This window comes from Streptomyces sp. NPDC002669, assembly GCF_042889165.1.
In the GTDB taxonomy this organism is placed as follows: Bacteria; Actinomycetota; Actinomycetes; order Streptomycetales; family Streptomycetaceae; genus Streptomyces.
In genome coordinates this window covers 196,613-218,876 of the sequence record NZ_JBIAQQ010000014.1, presented here as the reverse complement: position 1 = coordinate 218,876, position 22,264 = coordinate 196,613, and the positions used below count along the sequence as shown (strand labels likewise).

Here is a 22,264-nt window from a genome sequence, read left to right as displayed (position 1 = left end):
GGGCGTGCCCGGCACGACACTGACGGCCGTGGGCGTCATCAGCTCGGCGACACTTCGGTGCCTCATCCCCGGTCCCCTTTCCCGTGCCTCGGTCCTATGGCTGCCACCTCTCATGATCGCCCGTTCCCGACGGCCGGGAGAGGGCCGACCGGCCCCCCTCGGGAAAGCCCGCGGCGCAGTCCCGGTCCTCCACCCTACTTTCTGGTTCTCCGGTGGTCCGGTGCCGTACGGCGGCCGTCGTACGGCACCGGACCACCGGGGGTCACCGCGCCGGCCGACGCTCCGACGCCACGCGGGAGGCGTCCCACCCGCGCCGGGGGACGGAGCCGAGGAGCAGCTTCGTGTACGGGTGCTCCGGCGAGTCCAGCACCCGATCGGCCGAGCCGGTCTCCACGACCCGTCCCCCCTTGAGCACCAGCACCTCGTCCGCGACGTGCCGGACCACGGCGAGGTCGTGCGTGACGAAGAGGTAGGCGATCCCCGCCTCCCGGCGGATCGTGGCGAGCAGGTCGAGGATCTGGGCCTGGATGGACACGTCCAGCGCCGCGACCGCCTCGTCGAGGACGAGCACCCGCGGCTCGACCGCCAGGGCCCGCGCGATGGCCACCCGCTGGCGCTGGCCGCCGGACAGCCGCCGGGGCAGCGCCGCAGCCTCGCGCTCGCCGAGGCCCACCTGCTCCAGGAGTTCCCGCACCCGGGCGGCACGGGCCGCCGGGTCGAGCCGGGTGTGCAGCCGCAGCACCTCGGCCACGCAGTCCGCCACCGGGACCCGGGGATCCAGCGAGAGGTACGGGTCCTGGAAGACCATCTGGATCTCCCTGGCACGGGCCAGGCGCTCGTCCCGGCCGCGGGCCCGGGCCGAGCGGTCCCGGCCGTCGAGACGCACGGTGCCACCGTCGGGGCGCTCCAGCCCGACGAGCATCCGCACGGTGGTCGTCTTGCCGCTGCCGGACTCCCCGACGATGGCGAGGCAGGTGCCCGGGGCCAGGGCGAACGACACGTCGTCGACCGCCAGGTGGTCGCCGTACCGCTTGCACAGCCCCTCGACCACGAGGCCGTTCTCCGTCGTCGTGGCGGTCGGCTTCACAGCGTGATCCCTTCGTCGGCGCGGTGGCACGCGGCGAGACCGTCGCCGTACCGCGCCAGTACGGGGGCCTCCTCGGTGCAGCGCGGCAGCGCGTGGGCGCAGCGCGCGGCGAAGGCGCACCCCGGCGGGGCCTCGGCGAGCGAGACGGGGCGGCCGGGGACGGGCCGGGGCGGTGGCGCGTCCCGTTCGATGCGGGGCGTGCAGGCGAGCAGCCCCGCCGTGTACGGGTGTCGCGGCCGGTCGAACAGCTCGTCCGTACCCCGCGTCTCGACGATCCGGCCCGCGTACATCACGTACACGCGGTCGCAGATCGCGGAGGCCAGTTCCAGGTCGTGCGTGACGAACAGGAGACCGGTGCCGTGCTCGGCCCGCAGCCCGGTGAGGATCGAGATGATCTCCGCCTGGGTCGTGACGTCCAGCGCGGTGGTCGGTTCGTCGGCGACGAGCAGCGCGGGCTCCGACGCGAGCGCCGCGGCGATCACCACGCGTTGCAGCATGCCGCCGGAGAACTGATGCGGATAGCGGCGCAGCGCGCCCCGCGGGTCGCGGATGCCGACCGCGTCGAGCAGTTCCTCGGCCCGGGCCGTGGCCGCCGCGGCAGAGGTGCCGGCCGCGCGCAGCCCCTCGGTGAGGAAGTCACCGACGCGGCGCAGCGGATTGACGGAGGCACGGGGGTCCTGGAAGACCATGGAGACCCGGCGGGTCCGCAGCGCGGCCAGTTCCGCGCGGTCCATGGCGAGCACGTCCCGGCCGGCGACCCGCACCCGGCCGGTGGTGTGCGCGCCGGCCGGCAGCAGGCCGAGCACGCTGCGGCAGGCCACGGACTTGCCGGAGCCGGACTCGCCGACCAGGCCGACGGTCTCTCCGGGGGCGACCCGGAGGCCGACCCCGTCCAGGATCGGCCGTGCGGCCCGGTCGCCGGGCAGCCGGACGCCGAGCCCGTCGATCTCCAGGACGGGCGGGTCGCCGGGGACACCGGTGCCCATGTCACGCGTGGGGGTTGTCCGTTCGGTCATGTGGTTCACCGTTCCCGCCGTGCGATCCGGTCGGCGATCCCCTCGCCGACGATGCCGAACGCCACCACGGCGAGCACGATGCAGGCCGAGGGCGCGAGAGCGGGCAGCATCGCTCCCTGGAGGACGGCCGCCTGACCGTCGTTGATCATGGCGCCCCAGTCGGCGGTCGGCGGCTGGACCCCGAAGCCGAGGTAGGACAGCGCCGCGAGGTCCATCAGCGCGTACCCGAAGTTCATCGCGGACTGTGCGAACACCGTCGGCGCGATGTTGGGCAGCAGGTGCCGCAGGCAGATGGTCCAGCCCGACCAGCCCTGCACCCGGTAGGACTCGATGTAGGGGCGGGCCTTCTCCTGCCGGGCGATCCCGCGCACCAGCCGGCCCACGTACGGCGTGTAGGCCACGGCCATGGCGATCACGGGGGCCGTCATGCCCGAACCGATCACGGAGACGAGCAGGATCGCGAGGAGCAGGCCGGGTATTGCGAACACCAGGTCCATCGACCGGGAGAGGAACGTGTCCGCCCAGCCGCCCCGCCAGGCCGCGACCGTGCCGAGCACCGTGCCGAGGAGGGCGGAGACGACGACGATGAGCAGCGGGCCGAGCAGTCCGGTGCGGGCGCCGTGGATCAGCCGGGAGAGGATGTCGCGCCCGGACTGGTCGGTGCCGAGCAGATGGTCGCCGGTCGTCCCGACCAGGCTGGCCGAGAGGTCGAGCGCCTCGGGGTCGTACGGGGCGATGAGCGGGGCGAACAGGGCGACCAGGACGAGCACGGCGAGCACCGCGACGGAGATCGAGAACAGGGGGCCCCGGCCGAGCACGCGCAGGCCGCGAAGGCCCGGACGGCGGGACGGCCCGAGGGGTTTCGCGCGCGCCGCCTCGGCCGCGGTTGCTGGTGAGGTCATGAGGAGCCTTCCCCCCGGAGGGACAGACGGGGGTCGATGAGCGGGACGAGCAGGTCGACGACGAGGTTCACCACGGCGAAGGCCGCCACGCTGAGCAGCGTGATCGCCTGGACCACGGCGAAGTCCTTGGCCGTCACCGCCTGCACGAGCAGGGAGCCGAGGCCGGGTACGTCGAAGGCGGTCTCGACGATCGACGTGCTGATGAGCAGTCCGGCGAGCATCGTCCCGCCGACGGTGACGACGGGGCCGAGCGCGTTGCGCAGGACGTGCCTGCGCACCACGGTCCGCCCCGCGACACCGCGGGCGCGCGCCACCTCCACGTGCTCCCGCCCGAGTTCGTCGAGCATCGCCGAGCGGGTCACCCGCGCGAGCAGCCCCGCGAAGGACAGCGCCAGGGCGAAGGCCGGCAGCGTCAGGTGGTACAGCCGCTCCGACAGGCCGGAGGGCGTGCCGCCGGGACCGGGGAACCAGCCCAGGCGCACGGAGAAGACCGACACCAGCACGATCGCGGTGACGAACGCGGGCGTCGCGGTGGCCACTCCGGTGCCGATGAGCACACCGCGGTCGAACGGCCCGGGGCGCAGCGCCGCACCGATCCCGGCGGCCACCCCGAGCAGTGCCACGAGCACCGCGGCGTACCCGATGAGCAGCAGCGTCCCCGACATCCGGGAGCCGATGAGGGAGGAGACGTCCTGGTGGTACTGGGCGGAGCGCCCGAAGTCGCCCTGCAGCGCCGAGCCGAGCCACTTCGCGTACTGCGCCGGCAGCGGGTCGTCCAGGTGGTACTGGGCGCGCAGCGCCTCCACCGCCTCCGGGGTCGCCGGACGGCCGTGCAGCAGGAAGGACACCGGGTCGCCGGGCGCGAGATGGACGGAGCCGAAGACCACGAGGGAGGTCACGAACAGCACGGCCACCAGGCCGAGCAGTCGTCCGGTGATGAAACGGGCCATCACTTCGCCGCCCCGATGCTCGCCGCCCACGGGTAGTAGAGCTGGGCGATGCCGGTCGGCGCACCGGTGACGCGGTTGCCGAGGAAGACCGAGTAGGGGGCCTCGTACACCGGGATGGACGGGAGGTCCCGCAGGGCGATCCGCTGGAGTTCGGCGGTCAGATCGGCGCGCTTTCCCGGGTCGGGTTCGGCGTTCGCACGGTCGAAGGCGGCGTCGAACTCGGGGTTGGAGTAGTTCCCGTAGTTCCCGAAGTCGCCGGTGCGCAGGAGCTGGTAGAACTCCAGCGGGTCCGGGGTGTTGTCGTAGCCGTTGGTGATCACCAGGTCGAGGCCGGCGCGGGCCGACGGGTCGACGAAGATGCTGCTGTACGCGTCCGGGGAGACGGACTTGAGCCGGACGTCGAGCCCGATCTGCCGGCCGGCGCCCTGCACGGCGTTGGCGACGACGCTGATCTCGGGGGCGAGCGTGCTGGTCACCAGCGTGACCTTCCTGCCCTCCGCACCGGCCCCCCGCACGAGCTTCTTCGCCGCGGCGATGTCGTACTCGGGTTCGGGGAGCGCGTCGAAGTACTTGTCGGTCCGGTCCGGGACCAGTGCCCAGGCGCCGCGTGCCGCCGGGGCCTTGGCCGGGGTGCCCACGCCGCCCGCCGCGGCCTTGACGATCTCCTTGCGGTCGAGCGCCATCGACAGGGCCCTGCGGACCCTGACGTCGCCGAGCGTGCCCTTGAGGTCGAGCACGGCGAGGCCCGCGGTCGTCGTGTTGGGGCCGAAGTAGACCTTTCCCTTGCCGCTGTCGCGCAGCTGGGCCAGGGCCGACGACGGCACCATGTAGCCGCCGTCGGCGGTGCCGGAGAGGAACGCGTTGGCACGTGCCGCCGGGTCCTCGATGAAGGTGAACCTCACGGACTTCGTTTTGGGGGCGAGCGAGCGGTCCCAGTAGCCGGGGAACGCCTTCAGCGTCACGCTGTCGCCCCTGGACCACTCGTCGAGGGCGAACGGGCCGGTGCAGTTGACCCCGCCCTTCGCGGTGCCGTAGTCCTTGCCGGCCTTCTTCAGGTACGCGGCGCTCTCGATGGTGCCGGGCGACGCGGCCATCATCTCGTGCAGCAGGACGTCGGGCCTGGACAGGCGCAGCGTCACCTCCAGCGGGCCCGTCTTCTCGATGGTCTCGACGTTCTTGAACGCCGAGGCCCAGGCCGAGCCGACGGCCGGCTCCATCTGGCGCTTCAGGGAGGCGACCACGTCGTCGGCCGTCATGGTCGTGCCGTCGTGGAACCTGACGCCCGGACGCAGGGTGTAGACGAGCGTGCGCGGGTCGGGTCGGTCGTACTTGACCGCGAGGCCGGGCTCGATCCGGTGGTCTGGGGTGACCCGCATCAACTGCTCGCAGACGTTGGCGAGGACCGTGTTGGGCGGGTAGTCGTAGGCGAGGGCGTAGTCCAGGGTGTACGGCTCCGCGTAGAGGGACCAGGTGACGGAGTCCAGACCGCCCTTCGCCGGCGGCGAGGTGGGGGTGACCTGGTAGTCGGTCACGATGCCTTTTCGCTGGGAGGTGTTGGCGCCGGAGCAGGCGGTGGCGGCGACCGCGAGTGCGGTGGTGCAGGCGATCAGGACGGCGGTTCTGCGCATGCGCATGCGGACCAACCCCTTTACGGGTGTTGTGACGGGCGCTGGGGGATGGAGCGAGTATTAATGCGGGAACGTTCCCGCACAAGACTTTGCGGGAACGGTTTTGCAGAGGTCACGGGGGTGGCAACATCAATCGTATGACCGAAGCCCCACGCCACGCAGGAAAGCCCGCGCAGGCCGGCCCGCGCGTCCGGCTCGTCGACGTCGCCCGGGAGGCGGGCCTGTCCAAGACCACCGTCTCGGCGGCGCTCAACGGCACCGGACGCCTCTCCCCGGCGGTGCGGGAGAAGGCGCGCGAAGCCGCGCGGAGAATGGGTTACCGGCCCAACGCCACCGCACGCCAACTGCGCGCGGGACGGGCCCGGTTGATCGGGTACGTGGTCGGGGAGCTCGCCCACGCCCCGTGGACGTTCCTGGAGTCCCCGTACTTCGCCAGGCTGACCGGCTCCACCGCGGCGACCGCGCTCGAACGCGGCTACGCGGTGGTGCTGCTGCCCGCCGGCTCCCTGCACGGCGAATGGGCCGACCTGCCGCTCGACGCGGTGGTCGTCGCCGACCCCGTCGCGGGCGACCGGATCGTCGACGACCTGCTCGCCGCCCGCATCCCGGTCTTCAGCGACCGCTCCGTCGAGGGCCGGGAGGGCGCCCACTGGGTGGACGTCGACGCCGCGGAGGCGACCCGCGGGACGCTGGACCACCTCCGGGAGGAGGGGGCCCGGCGTCCCGCGATGGTGCTGCCCGACAGCACGACCGGCTTCCACGCCGGGGTGCTCGCCGCGTACCGGGACTGGTGCGCCGCGCACGGGCTGCCGGAGCGGATCACTCGCGTCGCCGCCCCCGGGAACGGGCCGGTCGTCGCGGCGGTCGAGGCGGCCCTGGCCGGCAGCGGGGAGGAGGACGGGCGTCCCGACGCCCTGCTCGTGGTCGCCGAGGCGAGTCCGCCCCTCGTCCTGGAGGCGGCCCGCCGGGGCGGCCGCGAGGTCCCCGACGACCTGCTCCTGGTGTGCGTGAGCGAGGACGCCACCGCGGAGCACACCCGGCCGGCGGTGACCACGCTCAGCCTGCGCCCCGAGGAGATCGCCCGGGCGGGCACCGAACTTCTCATGAACGTACTGGAGTTGGGCCGCACCGAACCGTCCGGCCTGCTGGTGCCCACTCGGCTCGAGGTGCGGGAGTCCTCGCGGCGGCCGAAGTCGCCCCCCGCGTGACTCCGGCCGCCGTGCCATCGGTCAGACCGGGTGGACGAGGCTGCCGCCGATGTAGGTCCGTTCCACCCGGGCCCCGGCGATCTCCTCCGGCGGGGCCGCGAAGAGGTCCCGGTCGAGGACCACCAGGTCGGCGAGGTTGCCGGGGCGCAGACTGCCCGCGTCGTCGTGGCCGTTCGCATGGGCGGAGCCCGCGGTGTAGGCGGCCAGGGCGGTGGTGAGGTCGATGCGCTGTTCGGGCAGGAAGATCCGGTCGTCGGTGGCCTCCGGGGCGCGGCGGTTGACGGCGACGTGGATGCCTTCGAGGGGGTTCGGGCTGCTGACGGGCCAGTCGCTGCCGGCGGCCAGGGTGGCGCCGGCCCGTACCAGGTCGCCGAAGGGGTATTGCCAGGAGGCGCGTTCGGGGCCGAGGAAGGGGATGGTCAGCTCGTCCATCTGGGGTTCGTGGGCGGCCCACAGCGGCTGGATGTTGGCGATCGCGCCGAGCGCCGCGAACCGCGGGACGTCGTCGGGGTGGACGACCTGGAGATGGGCGAGGTGGTGGCGGTTGCCGCGTCGGCCGTTGGCGGTCACCGCGGCCTCCACGGCGTCCAGGGCTTCGCGGACGGCCCGGTCGCCCAGGGCGTGGAAGTGGACCTGGAAGTCGAGGGCGTCCAGTTCGGTGACGTATCCCCGCAGCGCGAGGGGGTCGACGAAGCTGAGGCCGCTGTTGGCGGTGGCGCAGCCGCAGCCGTCCAGGTAGGGGGCGGTCAGCGCGGCGGTGAAGTTCTCCGCGATGCCGTCCTGCATGATCTTCACCGACCCCGCCCGGAACCGTCCGTGGCCCAACTCGGCCCGCCGGGCGACCAGTTCGGGGATCTGTTCGGCGCCCCGCTCCCGGTCCCACCACAGGGCACCGGTCACCCGGGCGGTGAGCGAGCCGTCGCGGGCCGCCGTCGCGTAGGCGTCCGACGCGTCGGCCCGGCCGCCGAACTCACCGAGCAGCGCGTCCTGCCAGCCGGTGATGCCCAGGGAATGCAGCAGCTTCTGGGCGCGCAGGAGTCCTGCCAGCCGGTCCGCGGGGGTGGCCGCCGGTACCAGCCGGGCGACCAGGGCGATCGCGCCCTCCTGGAGCATGCCGCTGGGGGTGCCGTCCGGCTCGCGCTCGATCCGGCCGTCGGCGGGGTCGGGGGTGCCGGCGGTGATCCCGGCCAGTTCGAGCGCGCGGGTGTTGGCCCAGGCGCCGTGGTGGTCCAGGTTCGACAGCAGCACCGGGCGGTCCGGCACGACGGAGTCGAGGAGCTGCCGGGTGGGCAGCCCGCCCTCGAAACTCTCCATCGACCAGCCGCCCCCGGTGATCCACTCGTGATCGGGGTGCGTCCTCGCGTACGTCCCGATCAGGTCCAGGTACGCGGCGGCCCCGACCGTCCCGGCCAGATCGCACTCGGCCATCTCGGCCCCGCCGCCCACGGCGTGGACATGGGCGTCCTGGAAGCCGGGCACCAGCAGTTTCCCGGTCAGGTCGACGACCTCGGTGCGCGGGCCGATCAGCTCCCGCACCTCGTCGTGGCCGACGGCCGCGATCCGCTCGCCGACCACGGCGAGCGAGGACGCCCGGGTGCGGGCCGGATCCGCGGTGAAGACGGGGCCGCGGGTGAAGACCAGATCGGCTGCGGTCATGGGCTGCTCCAGAACGGGTGGGACGGCGGTCGGCACGGGGCGACGGGCGTCGGGGAAGGGATGCGGGGCGCCGGCAAGCGGCGACGGCCGTCATGGAACAGGGCGACGCTTCACACGTCAATGGTGTTGACGTAAGGTCGGGGCATGACGGAACGGGTGGTTCCCGAAGGCCGACGGCAGCGCCGCAGGCCCACCAAGCGGGGCGCGGTGCTCTCCGAGGAGCTGATCGTCGCGACCGCGCTGAACTTGATCGAACGGCGCGGTGCCGAAGCGCTCTCCGTGCGGCGTCTCGGCGCCGCGCTGGGCGCCGACCCCAGCGCGCTGTACCGCTACTTCCGCAACACCGACGCCCTGCTGCTCGCCGTCGCCGACGAGCTGATCGGCCGCGCCCAGCAGGGCTGGACCCCGACCGGCTACTGGCGGGCGGACCTGCGCGCCATCGGCCTGCGCATCCACGACTCGTACCGGTCGAACCCCCAGGCCGCCCTGCTCGCGGCGCACCGGACGACCGGCCGCCCCCACGAGATGCGCGCGGTCGAGACGATCCTGGGCGTGCTGCGGGAGGCGGGCTTCCCGGACGGGCTCGCGGTGCGGATCTACCACGCCTTCGTGGACCAGGCCCTGGCCTTCGCGGCCCAGGACGCCGCGGCCCTCGCCCTGCCGCCGGCCGCCCAGGAGGCCGACAACGAGGTCTGGCAGGAGGCGTACGGCAGGCTCACCCCCGACACGCACCCGCACATCGCCGCCGCCTTCCCGCTGCTCGCCGCCGACATGAGGGGCAGCGGCTACCCCTTCGCGCTGGAGCTGATGCTCGACGCGGTGGCGGCGCTCAAGCCCGCGTCCGGCGAGGGATAACCGACTCGGTCCGGGCTTACGTCAACACCATTGACGTTGAAGACGCCGACGAAGTCTCATGGGCGGTACTTCGGAGGGGCCGGGCTCCGGCCGCCTCCGTGATCCGAAGGAGCGCCACCCGTGAACCCTCTCGCCTCACTCGCCGACGCCGCCCCGGCCCCGTTCTGGCTCGACGACCCGCAGCGGCCGGAGCCCCGGCCCGCGCTCGTCGGCGGCACCAGCTGCGACCTGCTCGTCGTCGGCGGGGGCTACACCGGTCTGTGGACCGCCCTCGTCGCCAAGGAACGCGACCCGGGCGCCGACGTCGTGCTCGTCGAGGCCGACCGGGTTGGCGGCGCCGCCTCCGGCCGCAACGGCGGATTCTGCGAGGCCGGCCTCACCCACGGACTGGGCAACGGCCTGGAGCGCTGGCCCGACGAGATCGGACGGCTCGAACAGCTCGGCCGCGAGAACCTCCGGGCGATCGAGGAAGCGGTCGCCCGGTACGACATCGACTGCTCCTGGGAACGCACCGGCGCCCTCGACGTCGCCACCGAGCCCTACCAGCTCGACGACCTGGCGGAGACGGCCGAGGCATCCGCCCGGTACGGCGGCGATCCGCTCCTGCTCGACGCCGAGGCCGTCCGCGCGCAGATCGACTCGCCGACGTTCATCGGCGGCATGTGGAACAAGGACGTGGCGATGGTCAACCCCGCCCGGCTCGCCTGGGGGCTCGGACGGGCCTGCCTCGACCTCGGCGTCCGGGTGTACGAGCACACGCCCGCCACCGGGCTCGACGAGCACGGAGCGGTGATCGCCGTCCGCACCCCCTACGGCCGCGTCACCGCGAGCAGGGTCGCGCTCGCCACCAACGCGTACCCGTCCCCGCTCCGGCGCCACCGCCCGTACACCGTCCCCGTGTACGACTACGCGCTGATGACCGAACCGCTGACCGAGGAACAACTGGCCACCGTGGGCTGGCGGAATCGCCAGGGCTTCTCGGACTGCGCCAACAAGTTCCACTACGTGCGGCTCTCCGCCGACAACCGCATACTGTGGGGCGGCTACGACGCGGTCTACCACTACCGGGGCCGGGTACGCGCCGAACACGACCAGCGGCCCGAGACGTTCGCCACCCTCGCCCGGCACTTCTTCACCACTTTCCCGCAGCTCGAAGGGGTCCGGTTCACGCACGCCTGGGGCGGGGCCATCGACACCAGCACGCGGTTCTGCGTCTTCTTCGACACGAGTCACCGGGGAAAGGTTGCCTACGCGGCCGGGTTCACCGGCCTCGGGGTCGGCGCCAGCCGCTTCGGCGCCGAGACCATGCTCGACCTGCTCGCGGGCGACCGCACCGAGCGCACGGAGCTGGAACTCGTCCGCCGCAAGCCCCTGCCGTTCCCGCCCGAACCCGTCCGCTCCGTCGGCATCGGCATCACTCAGTGGTCCATGGCCCGCGCCGACCGCAACCAGGGCCGCCGCAACGTGTGGCTCAAGGCGCTCGACCGCTTCGGCCTCGGCTTCGACAGCTGACCGCAGGTCCCGGTCAGCGCAGTTCGACGGCCGGGTCCCGCGTCACCAGGGCGTCCACGACGTCGACGAGCGAACCCCGGCGGGCGTGGACGGCGCGCTGGCGGTCGGCGCCCGTCCCGGTGGCCGCCAGCCGGTCCAGCAGCGCGACGACGGTCTCCCGGTCGCCGGTCTCCTCCAGCGCGGGGCCGATGCGGCGCAGCAGGGACGGCACGCGGTCACCGGCCGGGGACAGCCGCCCCGTGTGCGGATCCATGTCCCGGCCGCGCAGCCCGTCGCGCGCCGCCCGCCAGCACGCGGCCCGCAGCAGCTCGGCGGGCGGCCGGGGGCAGGGACGTCCCGCCTCGACGTCCCGCAGGGCGGTGACGGTCAGCGCCCGCACCAGCACGGCCAGCAGGGCGCTCTCCCCGGCCGTCACGGGGACGTCGGCGGCCCGCACCTCGATGGTCGGGTAACGGGACGAGAGCCGGACGTCCCAGAAGAGCGTGCGGTGGTCCGCCAGGGCCCGGCCGACGGTCAGGCCCTCCAGGAGGGCCTCGTACTCGTCGTGGTCGCGGAAGTACGGCGGGGGGCCGGAAACCGGCCACCGCTGCCACATCATGTGGCGCCAGCTGGCATAACCCGTGTCACGCCCGCAGAAGAACGGCGAGTTCGCCGACAGCGCGATCAGGAGCGGAAGCCAGGGACGCAGATGGTTGCTCACGAGCACGGCGCGCTCCCGGTCCGGGACGCCCACGTGCACATGGGTCGCGCAGATGAGGTGCTCGTCGACCAGGCCCCGGTAGTCCCGCAACTGCTCCTCGCAGCGGGACCCCTCGCTGATCGGCATCGGGACCGGGGAGCCGAGCACGACCGCGCCGACCGGGACCGCCCGGGCCCCCACGGCCTCGGCGGCGCCCCCGACGGCCTCCCTCAAATGCCGCAGCTCCCCGTGCAGTTCGCCGAAGGTGCGGCACGGCGGGGTCTTCGTCTCCACCTGGTACCGGCCCAACTCCCGGGACACCAGGTCCCCCAGGTCCTCCGCGGCCCTCCCCACCACCTCGGCCGCGTACGGGACGACTTCACGGGTGACGGGGTCGACGAGGAAGTACTCCTCCTCCACGCCCATGAGCGGTGCCGAAGCACGTAATCCGGTCGTATCGGCCATGGCGGCAACCCTAGGAGGAGCGGCGCGCGCCCCGCAACGGAGCCTTTTCGGGCGGGCCCGGCCCCGCCGGCGCGCCCGCCGCCACCGCGCGACTCGGCCGCCACGGCCGCCCCACCCCGTACAAACCGAGCAGCCGGGCAGCCATACTGGACGGGCCGGGGAGGGCGCAGCAGCAGACGGCAGGCGGAACGACGGGGGCGACAGCAGGCGATGGCGGACACCAGGCTGATCCAGAGCCGGTACCGGCTGCTCGATCTGATCGGGCGCGGAGGCATGGGCGAGGTGTGGCGCGCCCGTGACGAGTCGCTCGGCCGGCACGTCGCCGTCAAGTGCCTCAAGCCGATGGGGCCGCAGCACGACCAGTCCTTCACCCGCGTCCTGCGCGAACGCTTCCGCCGCGAGGCCCGCGTCGCCGCCGCGCTCCAGCACCGCGGCGTCACCGTCGTCCACGACTTCGGCGAGCACGAGGGCGTCCTCTACCTGGTCATGGAACTCCTGGAGGGCCGCAACCTCAGCCAGCTCCTGGAGGACAACGAACAGCACCCGCTGCCGGTGGCCGACATCGTCGACATCGCGGAACAGGTGGCCGACGCCCTCGGCTACACCCACCGGCAGGGCATCGTGCACCGCGACCTCAAGCCCGCCAACATCATGCGGCTGACCGACGGCACGGTGAAGATCTGCGACTTCGGCATCGCCAGGCTGGGCCACGACATGGGCTCCTCCCGCCTCACCGGCACGGGCATCGCGATGGGCACCCCGCACTACATGTCGCCCGAGCAGATCAGCGGCGGCCACATCGACCACCGCAGCGACCTCTACTCGCTGGGCTGCGTCCTGTACGAGATCGCCACCGGGGCACCGCCGTTCGACCTGGAGGACTCCTGGTCGATCCTGGTCGGGCACCGGGACACCCAGCCCCGGCCCCCGCGCACCCACCGGGCCGAACTCCCGGACTTCTTCGACCGCGTCGTCCTGGAACTGCTGGCCAAGACCCCCGAGGAACGGCCCGTCGACGCGGGCGCCCTGAAGCAGCGGATCGTCATCGGCCGCACCGGCGTACAGCCGAGCCCGGAGCTGTCGGGGCGGGTGTGGCTCGCGCCGCCCGTCCCGGTCGTGCGCCCGGGACAGCAGCTGCCGGCCTGGACCCGGGGGATGACCACCGGGCACAAGGCGGCCGGCACCCGGCTGCCCGTGGCCCTGCCCGACCACTCCGCGGGCCTCACCGGCGAGTGGACCACCGGCACCGACCTGCGCGGCCTCACCGGGGGACTGCCGCTCGTCGCGGACGGGCGCCCGACCCCGTCGCCGGAGCTGCTCTCCGTCCTCGCCAGCCGGCACAGCGCGGGCCTCAACCTGGGGCGGCTGGGCCACTGGGAGGAGGCCGGCGAGGTGCACCGCGCGGTCGCCGCCGAACGGGAACACGCCCTGGGCCCCGACCACCCCGACACCCTCGCCAGCCGGTACGAGGTCGGCTTCACCCTCAGTCGCACCGGGCGCGCCCCGGACGCCCTGCGGGAGTTCGACCGGGTCGCCCGGGGCCGCGAACGAGTACTGGGGCCCGATCACCCCGACACCCTCGCCGCCCGCCAGGAGACGGCGTACGTGCTGGGCCGGCTCGGCCGGTACTTCGAGGCCCACCAGGTGTACGCGGAGGTCCTCGCCTCACGGGAACGGTCGATGGGCCCCGACCACCCCGACACCCTGCGCTGCCGCCACAACCTGGCCTTCAACCTCGGCCGGCTCGGCCGCCTGGAGGACTCGTACCGCATGGCCGAGGAGGTGGCGGCGGCCCGCGCCCGGCTCCTCGGCGCCGAGCACCCCGACACCCTGGTCACGCTGTACGAGGTGGCGTACACGCTCGGCCGGCTGGGCCGCTGGCCGCAGGCCCTGCAGACCTACCGGGAAGTGGCCCGCGGCCGCGAACGCGTGCTGGGCCCCGACCATCCCGACACCCTCTCCGCCCGCTACGAGGTCGGCATCGGCCTCGGCCGCATGGGCCGCAGCGAGGAGGCGCTGGAGCTGTACCGCGCCCTGGTCGACGACCGGACCCGGGTGGGCGGCCCCACCGACCCCGAGACGCTCCGCGCCCGCCACGGCCTGGGCGTCAACCTGGGGCGCCTCGCCCGCTGGGAGGAGGCGCTCGCCGAGGCCCGGGACGTGTGCGCGATCCGTGAACGGGTGCTGGGCCCCGATCACCCCGACACCCTCGTCAGCCGCCGGGAGGTCGCCGTCGGCCTCGGCTGGCTGGGCCGCTGGGCCGACGCCCTCACCGCCTACCGCCGGGTCGCCGGGGCCCGCGAGCGGCTGCTCGGCGCCGGCCACCCCGACACCCTCGCCGCCCGCAACGACGAGGCGCACTGCCTGGAGCAGCTCGGCAGGGGCACGGAGGCCGTCGAACTGTACCGGCAGGTCGCGGCGTTGCGCCGCGGACAGCAGGCTCCCGGCACCGCCATCTCTGGCCAGGTGTGATCGTGCCGTGCTACGAAGGGTCATGCCCGCACCCGACAGCTATGACGCAGTGATCGTGGGCGGCGGCCACAACGGACTGGTCGCCGCCGCCTACCTCGCCCGTGCCGGACAGTCGGTCCTCGTCCTGGAACGGCTGGCCACCACCGGGGGAGCGGCCGTCTCCACCCGTCCCTTCGCCGGGGTCGACGCCCGCCTGTCGCGCTACTCGTACCTGGTGTCCCTGCTGCCGTCGAAGATCGTCCGCGATCTCGGACTGGACTTCGCCGTACGCAAGCGGGACGTCTCCTCCTACACCCCCACCGTGCGCGAAGGCCGCGCCACCGGGCTCCTCGTCGGCGGGGAGAGCACCCGGGACTCCTTCGCCGCGCTCACCGGCTCGGACCGGGAGTACCGGGCGTGGCAGCGCTTCTACGGCATGACGCGGCAGGTCGCCGAACGGGTCTTCCCGACGCTCACCGAACCCCTGCCGGACCGTGCCGCGCTGCGCGGGCGGATCGGTGACGAGGAGGCATGGCGGACGCTCTTCGAGGAACCCATCGGCGTCGCCGTCGAGAAGAACTTCAGCGACGACCTCGTGCGCGGAGTCGTCCTCACCGACGCCCTGATCGGCACCTTCGCCGACGCGCACGACCTCTCGCTGATCCAGAACCGCTGCTTCCTCTATCACGTCGTCGGCGGCGGCACCGGCGACTGGGACGTCCCCGTCGGCGGCATGGGCGCCCTCACCGACGCCCTGGCCGGAGCCGCCCGCGGGGCCGGGGCGGAGATCCGGGTCGGCCACGAGGCGACCCGGATCGAGACCGACGGGACCCGGGCCGAGGTCACCGTCCGCTCACCGGAGGCGGAACACGTCGTCGCCGCCCGCCGGGTGCTGGTCAACGCCTCCCCGCAGGCCCTCGCCGCCCTTCTCGGCGAGGAGCCGCCCGCCCCGGCCGAAGGGGCGCAGCTGAAGGTGAACATGCTGCTCACCCGGTTGCCCCGGCTGCGCGACCGCTCCGTCGACCCGCGCCGGGCGTTCGCCGGTACGTTCCACATCGCCGAGGGGTACGGGCAGCTCGCCGCCGCCCACCGGGAGGCGGCCGCGGGGCGGCTGCCCACCACCCCGCCGTCCGAGATCTACTGCCACTCGCTGACCGACCCGTCGATCCTCGGCCCCGGCCTCGCCGCCAGTGGCCACCAGACCCTGACCCTCTTCGGTCTGCACGCCCCGGCCCGGCTCTTCGCCGCCGACAACGCGGCGGCGCGCGCCGAACTGCTCACGGCGACCCTGGCCGCCCTCGACGCGCACCTGGAAGAGCCGATCACCGACTGCCTGGCGCTCGACGCGAACGGCGAGCCGTGCATCGAGGCGAAGACCCCGCTCGATCTCGAACGGGAACTGCGGCTGCCGGGCGGCCACATCTTCCACCGGGACCTCTCCTTCCCGTACGCCACCGGGGAGACCGGGCGGTGGGGCGTGGAGACGGCACACGCCAACGTGCTGCTGTGCGGGGCGGGCGCCGTGCGCGGCGGCGGGGTCAGCGGGGTGCCCGGCCACAACGCCGCGATGGCGGCCCTGGGCCGGTGACGGGAGGGGGCCGGCCACCACCGGCCCCCTCCCACGCCCCACTACCGGCCGAACACGCCCCGCAGCGCGCCGAGCTTGCGCGGCAGGTCGTACTCCGCGCCGCCCTCGTGCCCGTTGTACGTGAACACCTCGATCTCGGCCGGTCCCGCGTAGCGGTGGTACGCGGCGAACACCGTGGACGAGGGGCAGATCCGGTCCATCAGGCCGACGGAGAACCACGCCGGGGCACTCGCCCGCGCCGCGAAGTTGACCCCGTCGAAGTAGGACAGGGTCTCCATCGCCTCGTCGATCCGGAAGCGGTGCCCGGACAGCCAGCGGGCGATCTCCGCGTACGGTCCGGCGTCCGTGATCTGCGAGGCCCGCCGGTAGTGGCAGAGGAACGGCACGTCGGCGACGGTCGCCGCGACGTCGTCCCGCAGCCCGGCGACGGCCAGCGCGAGCCCGCCGCCCTGGCTGCCCCCGAGCACCGCCACCCGTGCGGCGTCCACCGCCTCGTGGGCCTTCGCCGCGTCCACCGCCCGCACCGCGTCCGTGATCAGCCGCCGGTAGTAGTGGCGGTACGGGTCCTCGATGCCGCGGGTCAGGAAGCCGGGGGAGGAGGAGCCGTGCCCGTCGGGGCCGATGTCCGGGGTGTCCGCGGTGTTCTTGCCGCCGCCGCCCTGGCCCCGGTTGTCCATGACCAGATGGGCGTACCCCAGCGCGCTCCAGGTCAGCCAGGAGTACGGGATGCCCCGGCCGCCGTTGTAGCCGATGTACTGCACCACGGCGGGCAGCGGGCCCGAACGCGTCCGCGGCAGCATCAGCCATGCCTTCACCGGCTGCCCGCCCCAGCCCCGGAACGTCACGTCGAACACGTCGACGGTCGCGAACCCGGCGTCGTACGGGACGAACCGCGCGGCCAGGTCGTGGCGGGCGGTCTCGGCGAGGGTCTTCTCCCAGAAGGCGTCGAAGTCGGCCGGTTCCTCCGGCTCCGGCCGGTACGCGCGCAACCGGTCGAGATCCATGTCGAACAGCAAGGGTCTAGCTCCTCTTCAGGGTGAGGCCGAGGGTCGCGCCGTGGCGCCCGGCGGTGTCGGCGGTGATCCGGATGCCGCGGCCGGTCCTGGCGACGCTCACGCCCGGGTCGGCGGAGGCGACGTCCAGGCCGGGCCGCGCCAGGTCCAGCACGACCGAGGAGCGCGACTGCGTCGGGTCGGACAGCGCCACCTTCACCGTCTTCCCGTCCGGCCGCACGAGGACCGAGGCCGGGCCGTCCGAGGCCAGCTCCTGCGCGGTGCCCGCGGTCCAGAAGTTCGCCGCGAGCAGCCCGTCCGCGCAACGCCGCACCGCGTGCACGGCGGTGGTGCGGGCGACGGGCACCACCGGGGGAGCGGCCGCCCACTGCCGGGTGCGTTCCGCGGAGGCGGCCGGGGCCTGGAGCCAGTAGTAGCCCGCCCCGCCCGGCGCCGTCCCGTGGTCCTGCCACAGCGTCAGGTACGGGCGGGTGACCGGGGTGTCCGTGCCGTACTTCAGGTTGATCTCGCGCCAGGTCGCGGTGCGCTCCTCGCGCAGACCGTTCAGGGTGGCGGGCTCGGGGAAGACGTAGCCGCCGGTCCCGGCCACGTGCAGCCACCGGACCTCGTCGAGCCGGCCCGACCAGCCGGCGTCCGGGGGCATCGCCGCGCCGTTGACGAGCAGGGCCGCCCCCGGGTCGCGCAGCTTGCGGTTCTCCACGACCGTCTCCACGGTGCCCGCGTCGGCGGTGATGCCCGAACCGACGCAGACGATTACGTCGTCCAGGCAGAACCAGCTCTTCAGGCCGCGCAGCGAACTTCCGTACGCGCGCAGCTCCATGCCGTACGCCCCGAGCGTCGTGCCCGGCAGCGCGGTCCCGCCGGCCCAGTCGGCGGTGCTGGTGGTGCGCTGTCCCGCCCCGTCCGCCTGCCGGCCCGCGACGACGGTGGTGCCGGGCAGGCGCGTCGGGTCGACGGTCGGCCAGTAGTCCTCGCTGTAGTGCCCGAGGTCGTCGGTGTACAGCAGGACCATGCCGTCGGAGAGGTGCCAGGCGTGCAGGTTCTCGTTCTGGATCGACTCGTAGTTGTAGATCCGGGACGAGTACGCGGAGATGCCCAGGGCGAAGGACGGCCGGTGGTGGGCCGCCTTGTCCATCCGGGGGTGCTGCTTGTGCGCGACCAGCGGCCCCCGCGCCGGGACCGCGGAGGCCAGGACCCGCTGGGCGGCGACGAGCGAGGCGAGGTCGGTCACGGCCAGGAAGTCGCGGTGGGTGTCCTCGGTGATCCACTGCTTGACCAGGGCGGTGAACCGGTCGGCGGCCTCGCCGGGGAAGCTCGGGATCAGCCGGATCACCGCCTCGATGACGGTCTGCGCCGAGACGTGGCCCTGCTTGCTGGGGCGGGCGATCTCGCGTCCGCACACCGACGCCATCACGTCGCCGCGTACCAGCAGCGGGTCGAAGCCGTCGTCGACCCAGCGGCGGACGTTGTCCAGGTCCGGGTCGGTGACCTGCCACGCCGTGCCCGCCAGGAGGTTCAGCAGCCGGGACAGGTTGTTCAGCAGCTCCTTGCCGTACCCGCCGTTGTAGGGGTGCTTGTAGTGCTGGAGGAACGAACCGTCGGAGTAGAAGCCCTCGCCGGTGCCCTCCGCGGCGGCGCTCGTGTCGTTGAAGGCGAGGACGCTGTTGGCGCCCGAGCCCTCGACGTCCGAGAGCGCGTCACGGACCCGGGCCAGGTCGTCCCCGCTGTCGCGGAGCACGGCGTTGACGGCGACGACGGTGGAGATCCACACCCGGTTGGCCCCGGTCGCGATCTGCCGGTCGGCCCGCCAGAGGTTCGGGTCGGGGGTGTAGTGCCGCACGGCCGCGGTGATCCGGGTCAGCCGCTCCGCCCCGAGCACGTCGTACAGCAGCACGGTCGCGTCGTTGAGGGCGAGCGCGGAGCCGATCTCCCAGTCCCAGTCGTTGTCGAACCGGGTGTGCTCGGGGCCGTAACGGTGGGTCAGCATCCAGTCGAGGCCGGCCAGCAGCAGATCGCGCAGCGCGGTGTCGCCGTACTGCGGGGTGCCGGGGACGGCCCACGCGGTGGCGACCGTGGCGAGCCGCTTGAACGAGGTGGTGACGTGGTTGGAGAGCGCGGTGCTGGTCAGATCGGGGAACAGCCCGTCGGTACGGGTCGGGTCGAGGCCCTTGGCGGCGGTGGTCGCGGCCCGGCCGACCCGGGCCACGGCCGCGGCGATCCGCGGGTCGGCGGGGTCGAGCCCGGGGCCGCCGGTCAGCAGGGTGTGCCAGCGGGTGCGCAGGGCGGCGGCGGTGTCCTCGGCCGCGTGCGCGGTGCCCGACGCGGCGGGCGTCAGCGGCAGGGCGACGGCCGCGCCGAGCGCCGCCGCCCCCGCGAGAACGGTGCGCCGGGTGGTGCCCGGGGTGCTTCCTGGGTTCATGATGCGGCCCTCACAGAAGGTGTCGGCGGTCGACGGCCGCGGCCAGCGCGGCGTGACCGGCGGGGTTGGGGTGGAGTCCGTCGCCGCTGTCGTACGCGGGCGCCATGCGCGAGGGGCGGTGCGGATCGCGCAGCGCGGCGTCGAAGTCGGCCACGGCGTCGAAGACGTGCCCGGTCCGTACGGCGGCGTTGATCCGCTGCCGGACCTCCTCCAGTTCCGGCGTCCAGCGGATCCAGCCCTCGAAGGGGGTGATGGTCGCGCCGACCGCCCGCAGCCCGGCGTTGCGGGCCCGCAGCACCAGTTGCCGGTACCCGGCCAGGACGCGCGCCGGATCGGTCTGGCTCGGCGGCTGCTGGAGGTCGTTGACGCCGAGGTGGACCAGTACGGTCCGCAGTCCCGGCAGCGACAGCACGTCGCGGTCGAAGCGGGCCTGCCCGCCGGGACCGAACCGGGCGTCGTCCAGCAGCAGCCGGTTGCCGCTGATGCCGAGGTTGGCGACGGCGGAGCCGGGCAGGCGCCTGGCCAGCTGGTCGGGCCAGCGCAGATCGGCGTCGTCCGGCGTGCCCACGCCCTCCGTGATGGAGTCGCCCAGCACCGCGACCACCGGCCCGTGCGCCCCCGTCACCTCGACGCCCGTCAGCAGGAACACCGAGGTGGTGCGCTCGCCGTCGACGGAGTGCGAGGCGTGGGTGTTGCGGTGGAAGGACAGCGGCCCCGTGGGGCCGGGGAGCCGGGTCTCCACCGTCAGCCGCGCCGCCTCGGTGGCTCGCAGGCCCTCGACCGGGTCGCTGGTCAGCGAGGCACCGGCGGCGAGCCACGCCTGGCGCCGCCCGCCGAACGTCACCGCTCTGCCGCCCGCCGTCACCGGGCCGACGAGGACCGGGACGGTGCCGAAGGCGTGCCCGTAGCGCAGCCGTACGTTCCCGCCCGCGGACAGCCGTACGTGCGCGGTGAAGGTGGCGTCGGTCAGCCCGGCGCCCGCCATCGTGTCGGTGGCGGTCGGCGCGGTCTGCGCGGTCGCCCAGGACGTCGTCCAGCGCGACCGGCTCCCGCCGCCCGACTGCTCGGCCGCCCGTGCCCCCGGCGCCGTGGCCGCGACCGCCGCCAGGCCGGCCGCCGCCGTCAGCACCCCGCGTCTCGCGGGTCCCCGCCCGGTCACCGGGGGCACACACCCGTCGGGTCGTACTCGCTGCCGTAGGTGCCGACCGCGTCGCCACCGGTGTTGCCGCTCATGGTGTTGGTGCACACCGGGCCCTGCGGGGTGCGCATGAACTTGATGCCGCCGCCCGCGTTGCTGGTGATGGTGTTGCCGTAGACGCTGGTGTCGATGCCGTCGGTCGCGGTGTCGCCGCCGAGCCGGATGCCCGCGCCGACGTTGTCGTGAACGGTGTTGTAGCGGAAGATGTTGCCGCTGCCGCGGGCGTCCAGGCCGCCGGAGCTGGAGTCCTTCTGGCCGCTGCAGTCGTTGTACTCGACGTAGTTGTTGGTCGAGTTCTCCTTCACGTCCACGCACTCGTTGCCCTGGGTGGCGATGGTGTTGTGGTGGATGCGGTTGTTCCTGCTGATGTCGGGGGCCGCGTCCGGGGCGCCGTTCGCGCCCTGCTGCTCGGGGGCCGTGCCGAGGTAGATGCCCTCGCCGTTCTTGCCGCCCCCGCCGAACTTGAAGTCGGCGACCCCGCAGTTGGTGATGGTGTTCCCGGAGATGTCGGCGCCGGTCACCAGGTAGCGCACCCGCAGGCATTCGTCGGCGGCGTTCTTCAGCGTCATCCCGTTGATGCGCAGGGCGCCCACACCGTTACCGGGGGTCGTGCTCATGACATAGATGAGTTTGAGGCGGTAGCCCGACACGTCGGAGGACGAACCGTGCAGCCCGTCCACGGTGAAACCGCTGAGCGTCGTCGAGTCGTGCTGCACCTGGATGATCCGGGCGTCCCCGGCCCCCTTCACCACGGCGTTCGCCGGACCGGTGATGGTGACGCCGGAGCGCTTGGTCACGACGTCCTGCTTGTACGTGCCCGCGGCGAGGTTGATCACCGCGCCCGTCGGCGCCAGGTCGACCGCCTTCTGGATCGTGGCCAGCGGGGCGCCCGCCGACGTACCGGAGTTGGTGTCGCTGCCGGACGGCGACACGTAGTACGCGGTGGCGGCCTCGGCGGCCACCGACGGCGGGGGGAAGGCGAGCGGCGCGCCGGCGGCGAGTGCGGCGACGAGGGCGGTGCGCAGTACACGGCTCATGGGATGTGCCTCCTGGGGTCTGCGAAGGACAGGGCGAGCAGTACGGGAATGCTGGGACCGAGGAGCAGGGGACCCAGCGGTACGACGAGGGAGAACAGCGCGGCGGAGACCACCGCGCCGAGCAGGGCGGTGCCCCGGGCCGGTGACCCGAAGCCGAGGGCCAGCGCCCCGCGCGACCAGGTGCGGACCGTGCCGTGCGGCGAGCGGCCCGCCTCCGCCGCGAGCGCCACGTGATGGATGGCGAGCGCGGCGGCGATGCCCACCTGCGCGGCGAGCAGCACGAACGTCCACGGCTCCGGACGGCCCAGCAGGTGGACGATGTTGGCGACCAGGACGAACCCGGCGACCGTGGACACCAGCGAGTGCCGCCACAGGGCGTGCCAGTACCGGGGGAACGCGGTGAACGTGTGGACGAAGCACCGGCTGTCGCCCTCCGCCCGCCACCGCTGCAGGGCGTACCCCATCGCGGCGAGCGCGGGCAGCCAGGTCACGACACCGAGCGCCAGCACGGTGAACGCGGCCCCGGCGGCGGCCGGGTAGGCGATGAACTCCAGCCGCCGCAGCAGCGTCGGCCAGCCGGACGAGAGCGTTGCCCGCATG

At 73.7% G+C, this 22,264-nt stretch carries 17 protein-coding genes; 5 read left to right on the top strand and 12 right to left on the bottom strand.

Going from position 1 to position 22,264, the window contains the following annotated elements:
• Positions 1-262: 262 nt before the first annotated feature.
• Genes ACFYW1_RS22090 through ACFYW1_RS22070 form a run of 5 tightly spaced genes read right to left on the bottom strand, consistent with a single transcriptional unit; the run spans position 263 to position 5,589 of the window.
• Complete coding sequence (locus ACFYW1_RS22090) at positions 263-1,087, bottom strand: ABC transporter ATP-binding protein (RefSeq protein ID WP_388995603.1); 825 nt, start codon at positions 1,085-1,087, stop codon at positions 263-265.
• Positions 1,084-2,103: an ABC transporter ATP-binding protein gene (locus ACFYW1_RS22085; RefSeq protein WP_388995600.1), complete on the bottom strand. Its 1,020-nt coding sequence runs from the start codon at positions 2,101-2,103 to the stop codon at positions 1,084-1,086. The genes ACFYW1_RS22090 and ACFYW1_RS22085 overlap by 4 nt, the downstream gene beginning before the upstream one ends.
• 5 nt (positions 2,104-2,108) lie before the next feature.
• On the bottom strand, positions 2,109-3,005 hold the full coding sequence (locus tag ACFYW1_RS22080) for an ABC transporter permease (RefSeq protein WP_388995597.1): 897 nt from the start codon (positions 3,003-3,005) through the stop codon (positions 2,109-2,111).
• Positions 3,002-3,955, bottom strand: a complete 954-nt coding sequence (locus ACFYW1_RS22075) for an ABC transporter permease (protein WP_388995594.1) — start codon at positions 3,953-3,955, stop codon at positions 3,002-3,004. Before ACFYW1_RS22075 ends, ACFYW1_RS22080 begins: the two co-directional genes overlap by 4 nt.
• Positions 3,955-5,589, bottom strand: a complete 1,635-nt coding sequence (locus ACFYW1_RS22070) for an ABC transporter substrate-binding protein (RefSeq protein WP_388995591.1) — start codon at positions 5,587-5,589, stop codon at positions 3,955-3,957. The genes ACFYW1_RS22075 and ACFYW1_RS22070 overlap by 1 nt, the downstream gene beginning before the upstream one ends.
• A gap of 131 nt (positions 5,590-5,720) precedes the next feature.
• Between ACFYW1_RS22070 and ACFYW1_RS22065 the strand changes: the two genes are divergently transcribed.
• Positions 5,721-6,791 carry a LacI family DNA-binding transcriptional regulator gene (locus ACFYW1_RS22065; RefSeq protein ID WP_388995588.1) on the top strand — a complete coding sequence of 357 codons (1,071 nt, stop codon included), beginning with the start codon at positions 5,721-5,723 and terminating at the stop codon, positions 6,789-6,791.
• A 21-nt stretch (positions 6,792-6,812) separates the two neighbouring features.
• On the opposite strand, the gene ACFYW1_RS22060 is transcribed toward ACFYW1_RS22065, so the two are convergent.
• A complete protein-coding gene (locus tag ACFYW1_RS22060) occupies positions 6,813-8,447 on the bottom strand; it encodes an amidohydrolase (RefSeq protein WP_388995585.1) in 1,635 nt (544 codons plus the stop codon).
• 144 nt (positions 8,448-8,591) lie between these two features.
• On the opposite strand from ACFYW1_RS22060, the gene ACFYW1_RS22055 reads away from it, so the two are divergent.
• Together ACFYW1_RS22055 and ACFYW1_RS22050 are read left to right on the top strand one after the other, a co-directional pair.
• A complete protein-coding gene (locus tag ACFYW1_RS22055) occupies positions 8,592-9,302 on the top strand; it encodes a TetR/AcrR family transcriptional regulator (protein WP_388995582.1) in 711 nt (236 codons plus the stop codon).
• Positions 9,303-9,422: 120 nt separating this feature from the next.
• Positions 9,423-10,814 carry an NAD(P)/FAD-dependent oxidoreductase gene (locus ACFYW1_RS22050; protein ID WP_388995579.1) on the top strand — a complete coding sequence of 464 codons (1,392 nt, stop codon included), beginning with the start codon at positions 9,423-9,425 and terminating at the stop codon, positions 10,812-10,814.
• Between the two features lie 13 nt (positions 10,815-10,827).
• Here the strand turns inward: ACFYW1_RS22050 and ACFYW1_RS22045 are convergent, their stop codons facing one another.
• Positions 10,828-11,958: a glutamate--cysteine ligase gene (locus ACFYW1_RS22045; protein ID WP_388995576.1), complete on the bottom strand. Its 1,131-nt coding sequence runs from the start codon at positions 11,956-11,958 to the stop codon at positions 10,828-10,830.
• Between the two features lie 210 nt (positions 11,959-12,168).
• On the opposite strand from ACFYW1_RS22045, the gene ACFYW1_RS22040 reads away from it, so the two are divergent.
• Together ACFYW1_RS22040 and ACFYW1_RS22035 are read left to right on the top strand one after the other, a co-directional pair.
• Positions 12,169-14,430, top strand: a complete 2,262-nt coding sequence (locus ACFYW1_RS22040) for a tetratricopeptide repeat protein (protein WP_388995573.1) — start codon at positions 12,169-12,171, stop codon at positions 14,428-14,430.
• A 22-nt stretch (positions 14,431-14,452) separates the two neighbouring features.
• Complete coding sequence (locus ACFYW1_RS22035; RefSeq protein ID WP_388995570.1) at positions 14,453-15,997, top strand: phytoene desaturase family protein; 1,545 nt, start codon at positions 14,453-14,455, stop codon at positions 15,995-15,997.
• 41 nt (positions 15,998-16,038) lie between these two features.
• Here ACFYW1_RS22035 and ACFYW1_RS22030 read toward each other — a convergent pair whose 3' ends face one another.
• The 5 genes from ACFYW1_RS22030 to ACFYW1_RS22010 are packed head-to-tail and all read right to left on the bottom strand — an operon-like array spanning position 16,039 to position 22,263.
• Positions 16,039-17,013 (bottom strand): acetylxylan esterase, encoded by a 975-nt coding sequence (locus tag ACFYW1_RS22030; RefSeq protein ID WP_388995567.1) that lies wholly within the window; start codon positions 17,011-17,013, stop codon positions 16,039-16,041.
• Between the two features lie 4 nt (positions 17,014-17,017).
• A complete protein-coding gene (locus ACFYW1_RS22025; RefSeq protein WP_388995564.1) occupies positions 17,018-19,429 on the bottom strand; it encodes a polysaccharide lyase 8 family protein in 2,412 nt (803 codons plus the stop codon).
• Positions 19,430-19,439: 10 nt separating this feature from the next.
• Positions 19,440-20,588, bottom strand: coding sequence for an SGNH/GDSL hydrolase family protein (locus tag ACFYW1_RS22020; RefSeq protein WP_388995561.1), 1,149 nt, complete (start codon positions 20,586-20,588; stop codon positions 19,440-19,442).
• Positions 20,585-21,664, bottom strand: coding sequence for a DUF1565 domain-containing protein (locus ACFYW1_RS22015; protein WP_388995558.1), 1,080 nt, complete (start codon positions 21,662-21,664; stop codon positions 20,585-20,587). The genes ACFYW1_RS22020 and ACFYW1_RS22015 overlap by 4 nt, the downstream gene beginning before the upstream one ends.
• Positions 21,661-22,263 carry a DUF624 domain-containing protein gene (locus tag ACFYW1_RS22010; RefSeq protein WP_388995555.1) on the bottom strand — a complete coding sequence of 201 codons (603 nt, stop codon included), beginning with the start codon at positions 22,261-22,263 and terminating at the stop codon, positions 21,661-21,663. The genes ACFYW1_RS22015 and ACFYW1_RS22010 overlap by 4 nt, the downstream gene beginning before the upstream one ends.
• Between the last annotated feature and the right edge of the window lies 1 nt (position 22,264).